This window comes from Polaromonas sp., assembly GCF_049790275.1.
In the GTDB taxonomy this organism is placed as follows: Bacteria; Pseudomonadota; Gammaproteobacteria; order Burkholderiales; family Burkholderiaceae_C; genus Polaromonas.
In genome coordinates, this window is record NZ_JBAQYR010000165.1 from 1 (window position 1) to 8,317 (window position 8,317).

At 60.6% G+C, this 8,317-nt stretch carries 5 protein-coding genes, 2 pseudogenes and 1 riboswitch; of the genes and pseudogenes, 6 read left to right on the top strand and 1 reads right to left on the bottom strand.

Annotation, left to right across the window (positions count from 1 at the left end):
- From WA904_RS21230 to metH, 5 genes and pseudogenes are all read left to right on the top strand, one after another.
- Positions 1–101 (top strand): annotated as a pseudogene (locus tag WA904_RS21230) (IS1595 family transposase); the annotation flags it as partial.
- Between the two features lie 189 nt (positions 102–290).
- Complete coding sequence (pyk, locus tag WA904_RS21235; RefSeq protein WP_425199113.1) at positions 291–1,724, top strand: pyruvate kinase; 1,434 nt, start codon at positions 291–293, stop codon at positions 1,722–1,724.
- Between the two features lie 244 nt (positions 1,725–1,968).
- A complete protein-coding gene (fba, locus tag WA904_RS21240; RefSeq protein ID WP_425199114.1) occupies positions 1,969–3,033 on the top strand; it encodes a class II fructose-bisphosphate aldolase in 1,065 nt (354 codons plus the stop codon).
- 95 nt (positions 3,034–3,128) lie between these two features.
- The gene (locus WA904_RS21245; protein WP_425199115.1) at positions 3,129–4,037 is read left to right on the top strand and encodes a phosphoribosylaminoimidazolesuccinocarboxamide synthase; all 909 of its coding nucleotides are present in this window, start codon (positions 3,129–3,131) and stop codon (positions 4,035–4,037) included.
- Between the two features lie 68 nt (positions 4,038–4,105).
- Positions 4,106–4,196, top strand: a riboswitch (S-adenosyl-L-homocysteine riboswitch).
- A 38-nt stretch (positions 4,197–4,234) separates the two neighbouring features.
- The gene (metH, locus tag WA904_RS21250) at positions 4,235–7,018 is read left to right on the top strand and encodes a methionine synthase (protein WP_425199117.1); all 2,784 of its coding nucleotides are present in this window, start codon (positions 4,235–4,237) and stop codon (positions 7,016–7,018) included.
- A 106-nt stretch (positions 7,019–7,124) separates the two neighbouring features.
- On the opposite strand, the pseudogene WA904_RS21255 reads toward metH, so the two are convergent.
- Positions 7,125–7,523, bottom strand: a pseudogene (locus tag WA904_RS21255) (ATP-binding protein); the annotation flags it as partial.
- Between the two features lie 146 nt (positions 7,524–7,669).
- On the opposite strand from WA904_RS21255, the gene WA904_RS21260 reads away from it, so the two are divergent.
- On the top strand, positions 7,670–8,197 hold the full coding sequence (locus WA904_RS21260; RefSeq protein ID WP_425199116.1) for a hypothetical protein: 528 nt from the start codon (positions 7,670–7,672) through the stop codon (positions 8,195–8,197).
- Positions 8,198–8,317: the final 120 nt, after the last annotated feature.

Genomic DNA, 8,317 nt, shown 5'->3' on the forward strand with positions numbered 1-8,317 from the left:
CGTTCTACCTGCATTTGAAGGAAACCGAGTTCAGATTCAACCACCGTCACTCAAGCCTCTACCAAGCGCTGTTATCCTTGCTACGAAGCAATCCTCTTTAACAAACTTTGCTTCCTAAGCCCCTAAAATAATAGCCGTCTGCGCACAACCAATAAAGGCTGCAGGCCGATTCGATCATATTTCCTGCACGGCGGTGCTACCGCCGCCAAGCCCCTGGTTCACGTGGGCTGTGTGTACCCGGCATGTAACCGGTTCCGTGTGAGAATCGAGCCCCATTACAGGAGACAGACATGCACAGCAGCGCCACCAAAATTGTTGCCACCCTTGGCCCCGCTTCCAGCGATCCGGCGCTGCTTGAAAAAATGATTCGCGCCGGCGTGACCGTGGTGCGCCTGAATTTCAGCCACGGCACGGCGCAGGACCACATCGACCGCGCCACCATGGTGCGCGAAGCCGCCCAGCGCGCCGGTGTCGAGGTCGCCATCATGGCCGACCTGCAGGGCCCGAAAATCCGCGTTGGCAAATTTGCCGAAGGCAAGGTCTTGCTGGAGGCCGGCGCCAAATTCGTGCTCGACGCCTCCCGCCAGGAGCTCGGTGATATCAAGGGCGTGGGGCTGGACTACAAGGAGTTACCGCGTGATGTGCGCGCCGGTGACGTGCTGCTGCTCAACGACGGTCTGATCGTGCTGACGGTTGATTCGGTGCGCGGCGACGAGGTGCAAACCACCGTCAAGGTGGGCGGCTTCCTGTCGAACAACAAGGGAATCAACAAAAAGGGCGGCGGCCTGACCGCGCCGGCCCTGACTGGCAAGGACATGGAAGATATCAAGACGGCCATGAGCTTCCAGGCCGACTATGTGGCGGTGAGTTTTCCGCAAAACGCCACCGACATGGAGATGGCGCGCCAGCTGTGCAATGTGGCCGCTGCGCCCTACAAACACAAGCCGGGGCTGATCGCCAAGATCGAACGGGCCGAGGCCATTCCCAAGCTCGAGGAAATCCTGCAGGTCAGCGACGGCATCATGGTCGCGCGCGGCGACCTGGCGATCGAGGTGGGCAACGCGGCGGTGCCCGCGCTGCAAAAACGCATGATCAAGATGGCCCGCGCCATGGACAAGGTCGTCATCACCGCAACCCAGATGATGGAGAGCATGATTCTCAACCCGGTGCCAACGCGCGCCGAGGTCAGCGACGTGGCCAACGCCGTGCTGGATGGCACCGATGCCGTGATGCTCAGTGCTGAAACCGCCGCCGGCAAGTACCCGCTGGAGACCATTGAAGAGATGGCCAGCATTTGCCTGGAAGCCGAAAAAGCCGAATACGCGGCGCTCGACGCCGATTTCAGCGGCAAGACCTTCACGCGTATTGACCAGTCCATTGCCATGGGCGCATTGTTCACGGCCTATCACCTCGGCGCCAAGGCCATCGTGGCGCTGACCGACAGTGGTTCCACTCCACTGTGGATGAGCCGCCACGACATTCGCGTGCCGATCTATGCGCTGACGCCTCGCCTGGCAACGCAACGGAAGATGGCGCTCTACCGCAATGTCCGGCCGCTGCTGATGGACCAGAGCGCCGACCGGGACACCGCGTTGGAGCAGGCCGAAGGCCATCTGCTGCGCAGGGACATCGTGCAAAGTGGTGACGTCTACGCCATCACCTGCGGAGAACCTATGGGCGCTCCTGGTGGCACCAACATGCTCAAGGTCTGCCGCGTGGCCTGAGGGGTCTCCTTTCCTGGTGCTGTTTTCAGAGAGGGCGCTCTTGGGGGTTGGACTGGTGTGATCGGGCTCCGGCCCGGCGCCAGCCGATAGTGGTTGTCCTACAGCGCTGGACGTGCGAGACCCACAAATGAAGCCGCTCCGTCAGCAGCTTGGCAGGGCAAGCGGGATGGCCTGACGGGTAAAATGCGGGAAGTTACCGGTCAGTTACCGATCCGTTCAACCACCTTTACTGGGGATATTTCTTATGGCACTCGTTTCCATGCGCGAGCTGCTGGACCATGCAGCCCTCAACGGCTACGGCATTCCGGCTTTCAACGTCAACAACCTTGAGCAGGTCCAGGCCGTCATGGAAGCAGCGAAGGAAACCGGTGCGCCCGTGATCCTGCAGGCCAGCGCCGGGGCACGCAAATATGCCGGTGAAGCCTTCATCAAGCATTTGATCCAGGCCGCGATCGAGGCCTATCCGCAAATTCCGCTGGTCATGCACCAGGACCACGGCCAGAACCCCGACGTCTGCCAGGGTGCCATCGACCTCGGTTTCTCCTCGGTCATGATGGACGGCTCCCTGGAAGCCGACGGCAAGACGATTGCCAGCTACGAGTACAACGTCGAGGTCACAAAAAAGGTGTCGCAACTGGCTCACCGTTATGGCGTGACGGTCGAGGGCGAGCTGGGCTGCCTCGGCTCGCTGGAAACCATGAAGGGCGACAAGGAAGACGGTCACGGCACCGATGCGACCATGACACGCGAGCAGCTGCTGACCGACCCGGAACAGGCCGCTGACTTCGTCAAGCAGACGCAGATCGACGCGCTGGCCATTGCCATCGGCACCAGCCACGGCGCCTACAAGTTCACACGCAAGCCCACCGGTGACATTCTGGCGATCGACCGCATCAAGGAGATCCACAAACGCATTCCCAGCACCCACCTGGTGATGCACGGCTCCTCCTCGGTGCCGCAGGAGCTTCTGGCCCTGATCCGCCAGTATGGCGGCAACATGAAGGAAACCTACGGCGTGCCGGTCGAGGAAATCCAGGAAGCCATCAAACACGGCGTGCGCAAGATCAACATCGACACCGACATCCGGCTGGCGATGACAGCGGCGGTGCGCAAGTTCCTGGCCGAGAACCCCGAGAAATTCGATGCCCGCGAATGGCTCAAGCCGGCGCGAGAAGCGGCCAAGGCGATCTGCAGGCAGCGCTACATCGAGTTCGGCTGCGAAGGCCAGGGCGCCAAGATCAAGGGCGACACGCTGCAGGTGGTGGCAGCCCGTTATGCCAAGGGCGAATTGGCCCAGGTAGTGCACTAACCGGCGGCACCCCCACTTCCTGCGCCTGTTTCCGAACGGGCGATAATTGAAAGCTCGCTGGCATCAGCGGGCTTTTTTACTTTGGCAAGCATTCCATGACCTCCGCACTCCACACCTCCGCCCTGACTTCCCTGCCGCTGCTGGCGCGCGGCAAGGTCCGTGACAACTACGCCGTCGGCAAGGACAGGCTGCTGATGGTCGCCAGCGACCGCTTGAGCGCCTTCGACGTGATCCTTGGCGAGCCGATCCCGGGCAAGGGCGCGCTGCTCACGCAGATGGCGCTGTTCTGGTTCGGCAAGTTGGGCCACATCTGTCCCAACCACCTGACCGGGAAAGCGCCTGAAAGCGTGGTGACCGCCGCAGAAATACCGCAGGTCAGGGACCGCTCCATGCTGGTCAAACGTCTCAAGCCGATTCCGGTCGAGGCCGTGGTGCGCGGCTACCTGGCGGGCAGCGGCTGGAAGGAGTACCAGGAGAGTCAGTCGGTGTGCGGTGTTCCGCTGCCGTCCGGGCTCAAAAATGCTTCCAGGCTATCCGAGCCGATTTTCACGCCGGCAGCCAAGGCTGCCGTCGGGGAACATGACGAGAACATCAGTTATGAGCAGGTCGTCAAGGTGGTTGGCGCGGAGCTGGCCGCACAGATCCGTGACACCAGCATCCGCATTTACAAGGAAGCGGCGGCTTTCGCCCTGACCAAGGGCATCATCATTGCCGACACCAAGTTCGAGTTTGGCCTGGATGAAAACGGCACGCTGACCTTGATGGACGAGGTGCTGACACCCGACTCCTCGCGCTACTGGCCGATTGAAGGCTACGAGCAGGCTTTTGCCACGGGTGCCAACCCGCCCAGCTATGACAAGCAGTTTGTGCGCGACTGGCTGGAGCAGACACTGGTCAACGGCAAGCCCTGGGACAAAACGCCTCCTGCGCCGCGCGTGCCCCAGGACGTGATCGAGAAAACCGCGGCCAAGTACCAGGAAGCGCTGACGCGGCTGACGGCCTGAACTCCATGATGTTTGCGGAAATGCGCGCCCGCCCGCGCGGGAAAGCCGGCTTCCGCTTAAAATACGCCCAACTCAAGGAGCGTTGCAGCGAAATCCGGTTTCGTCAGGCTTGAGTGACAGCAGGTCCGCAGCCTGCCTTTGCAACGGCGCTCACCTTTGTTCCAAGGTGAGTCATGTCCGAAATCCAAGTTCCCCTCATGAAACTGTCCGGCCTGGAGCCGGTGGCCATTGGCGCGGGCAGCCTGTTCGTCAACATCGGCGAGCGTACCAATGTGACGGGCTCCAAGGCTTTTGCCCGCATGATTCTCAACGGCGAATACGAGCAGGCGCTCGTTGTGGCACGCCAGCAGGTTGAAAACGGTGCGCAGATCATCGACATCAACATGGACGAGGCCATGCTCGACAGCCAGGCCGCCATGGTGCGTTTCCTGAACCTGATCGCCAGCGAGCCCGACATCGCCCGTGTGCCCATCATGATCGACAGCTCCAAGTGGAGCGTGATCGAGGCCGGTCTGCGCTGCATTCAGGGCAAGGGCATCGTCAATTCGATCTCGATGAAGGAAGGTCTCGAGCCCTTCAAGCACCAGGCCAAGCTGCTCAAGCGTTATGGTGCGGCGGCAGTGGTGATGGCCTTCGATGAAAAAGGCCAGGCCGACACCTACGAGCGCAAGGTCGAAATCTGCGAGCGTGCCTACCGCGTGCTGGTCGATGAGCTGGACTTCCCGCCTGAAGACATCATCTTCGACCCCAACATCTTCGCGATTGCCACCGGCATCGAAGAGCACAACAACTACGCGGTGGACTTCATCAACGCGACGCGCTGGATCAAGGAGAACCTGCCCGGCGCCAAGGTTTCCGGCGGGGTTTCCAACGTGAGCTTCAGCTTCCGCGGCAACGACCCGGTGCGTGAAGCCATCCACACCGTGTTCCTGTACCACGCGATCCAGGCTGGCATGGACATGGGCATCGTCAACGCCGGCATGGTCGGTGTTTATGATGACCTGGAGCCGATCCTGCGCGAGCGTGTGGAAGACGTGGTTCTCAATCGCACACCTGTTTACAAGGAAGGCGAAGAGCACCTCTCGCCCGGCGAACGCCTGATCGAGGTGGCGGAGACCGCGAAAAGTGGCGCCAAGGACGACAGCAAGAAAAACGAGTGGCGCGCGCTGCCGGTACGTGCACGCCTTTCGCATGCACTGGTGCACGGCATGAATGAGTTCATCACCGAGGACACCGAAGAAGTCTGGAAGCTGATCGAGGCCGAGGGCGGGCGGCCGCTGCATGTGATCGAAGGCCCGCTGATGGACGGCATGAACGTGGTCGGCGACCTGTTTGGCCAGGGCAAGATGTTTTTGCCGCAGGTGGTCAAGAGCGCACGCGTGATGAAACAGGCGGTGGCGCATTTGCTGCCCTACATCGAGGCGGAAAAGCTCAGCCTGGAAGCGGCCGGCGGCGACGTCAAGACCAAGGGCAAGATCATCATCGCCACGGTCAAGGGTGACGTGCACGATATCGGCAAGAACATCGTCACCGTGGTTTTGCAATGCAATAACTTTGACGTGGTCAACATGGGCGTGATGGTGCCCTGCCACGAGATCCTGGCCCGCGCCAAGGTCGAGGGTGCCGACATTGTCGGCCTCTCGGGCCTGATCACGCCCAGCCTGGAAGAAATGCAGTACGTGGCCGGCGAGATGCAGAAGGACGACCACTTCCGCATCAGGAAGATTCCGCTGATGATTGGCGGTGCCACCACCAGCCGGGTGCACACCGCGGTGAAGATTTCGCCGCACTATGAAGGTCCGGTGGTGTATGTGCCGGATGCCTCGCGCAGCGTCAGCGTGGCGCAAAGCCTGCTGTCCGACCAGGCGGCCAAATACATCGAGGAGCTCAACAGCGACTACGACAAGGTGCGCACCCAGCACGCCAACAAGAAGCAGACACCGATGTGGCCGCTTGCCAAGGCCCGCGCCAATGCAACGCCCATCGACTGGGCACACTACACGCCGCCCAAACCGAAATTCATCGGCCGGCGTGTGTTCAGGAATTTCGATCTGGCCGAACTGGCGAACTACATCGACTGGGGCCCCTTCTTCCAGACCTGGGACCTGGCTGGTCCCTTCCCTGCGATTCTGAAAGACGAGGTGGTGGGCTCCGAGGCTGTGCGTGTGTATGCCGATGCCCAGCGCATGCTCAAGCGCCTGATTGAAGGCCGCTGGCTCACGGCCAGCGGCGTCATCGGCCTGTACCCGGCCAACAGCGTAGGCGATGACATCGAGATTTACACGGACGAGTCACGCAGCGAGGTCGCCATGACCTGGTACGGGCTGCGCCAGCAAGCCGAGAAAACCGCGCTCGACGGCGTGATGCGGCCCAGCCGTTGCCTGGCCGATTTCGTGGCGCCGAAAGTGCTGTCAGCCGAAACCAAGGCCGTGCGCGCCGGACATGCGGGCGCCGAGGGCCACAACACCTTCATGCTGCCCGACTACATCGGCCTGTTTGCCGTGACGGCCGGCTTGGGCGCCGAGAAGAAGGAAAAGTACTTCAATGACGACCACGACGACTACTCGTCCATCATGCTCAAGTCGCTGGCCGACCGGTTGGCCGAGGCCTTTGCCGAGGCCATGCACAAACGGGTGCGCGAGGATTTATGGGGTTACGCCGTCGGCGAAACGCTGAGCACCGAAGACATGATTGCCGAGAAGTACCAGGGCATACGTCCTGCACCCGGCTACCCGGCTTGCCCGGACCACAGCGTCAAGAAAGACATGTTCGAGCTGCTGCAGGCCGGCGACATCGGCATGGCGCTGACCGAGAGTCTGGCCATGACACCGGCCGCCAGCGTCAGCGGCTTTTACCTGAGTCATCCGCAAAGCGTGTACTTCAACGTCGGCAAGATCGGCGACGACCAGTTGCAGGACCTAGCCAAACGGCGCGGTGCCAAAGCCGAAGACCTGCAGCGCCTGCTGGCACCGGTGCTCTGAAAGATGCACCGGCATCGGTCGGTGCGCTGCGCAGGGGCGCACCAAGCAAGCACAGCCCCTCGGGGGTAGCGAAGCACGCGCAGTGACGAGCGTGGGGGCTATATCTCTAGTGGGTGCTTTTGAGTGCGCGCCGATATTGCACCGCTTCGGCCACATGCGTGACCTGCACGGCCTGTGCGCCTGCCAGATCGGCAATCGTGCGTGCGACCTTCAGGCAGCGGTGGATGCTGCGCCCTGACCAGCCCAGGCGCGCCGCGGCGGTGTTCAGGAATTTCGCGGCAGCGTCATCAAGCTGGCACTGTGTGTCGATGGCTTTGCCCTGCAGGGCCTGATTGCTGCTGCCCTGGCGCACCATCGCGCGTTCGCGCGCCAGCACCGCGCGTTGCCGGATCTCGCCGGTGCTTTCGCCCGGTGCTGCACCCAGCAGATCTTCGGCGGCCAGCGCGCCCACTTCCACGTGCAGGTCAATTCGGTCCAGCAGGGGGCCGCTGAGCTTGCCCTGGTAACTTAATCCCCCTAAATTTCTTACATATGTATGTTCAATCTCCGCCGGTTGCCATTGAGATGTGGCAAGTTTCACCGGAAATTGATATGCTATTCGCCCCAAATCTACATCTAATGTAGATAAAACTATGGTGGAAGGGGCGTGGCATGGCCTTTTCAATAGTGACAGGTCAAGTCTTTGTCGACAACACTGGTGCATCGAGAGAATTGCCAATCCTCATTTCGGAGGCTGGTGTAGTTCGGCCTTTGATTGATTACTGCCTTTCAGTTCATCGCAGCCTTGCGTGGCATGAAAAACTGTTGCGCGCCGTCAAGCTTCTGCTCGAGTATTTGGAGGTCAATGCTGTCTCCGGGGAAGAAGACTGGCGTCTGTTCCGGAATTTCGCCAACGCACTTCGCCAAGGTACTGTCAATCCTGTAAATCGCAATGATCCGAGTGGTCTCTATTGGGCTGGAGTTGATCAACGGGAGAGCAATACCATGGTCTCTCTGCTCTCTGATTTCTTTGAATGGCTGGGGCGTGAAGATGCCTCACGCGCATTGCAGTTCAACCCTCGCTATCGAGGGAACGCGTATGACCACCACATAGAACTACAAGCTTATCGATATCGTCGAAACAAGGCTTTCTTAGGTCACGCATGGTCAACAAGCCCCCCAGAGGACCGAACCTGTTGAGTTCCGTCGAAATCTGACCCACTTAGCGCAGTAATTTCCATCCAAAACTGACCCACGTAGGCACTACCCTGCTTGTTTTAAAAGCAAGAGGGAAATTAGGAGTGATAGACGTGGCGACAT

Coding starts and splice junctions, on each gene's coding strand:
- pyk (WP_425199113.1), top strand. CDS start 291: ATGCACAGCAGCGCCACCAAAATTGTTGCCACCCTTGGCCCCGCTTCC.
- fba (WP_425199114.1), top strand. CDS start 1,969: ATGGCACTCGTTTCCATGCGCGAGCTGCTGGACCATGCAGCCCTCAAC.
- WA904_RS21245 (WP_425199115.1), top strand. CDS start 3,129: ATGACCTCCGCACTCCACACCTCCGCCCTGACTTCCCTGCCGCTGCTG.
- metH (WP_425199117.1), top strand. CDS start 4,235: ATGAAACTGTCCGGCCTGGAGCCGGTGGCCATTGGCGCGGGCAGCCTG.
- WA904_RS21260 (WP_425199116.1), top strand. CDS start 7,670: ATGGCCTTTTCAATAGTGACAGGTCAAGTCTTTGTCGACAACACTGGT.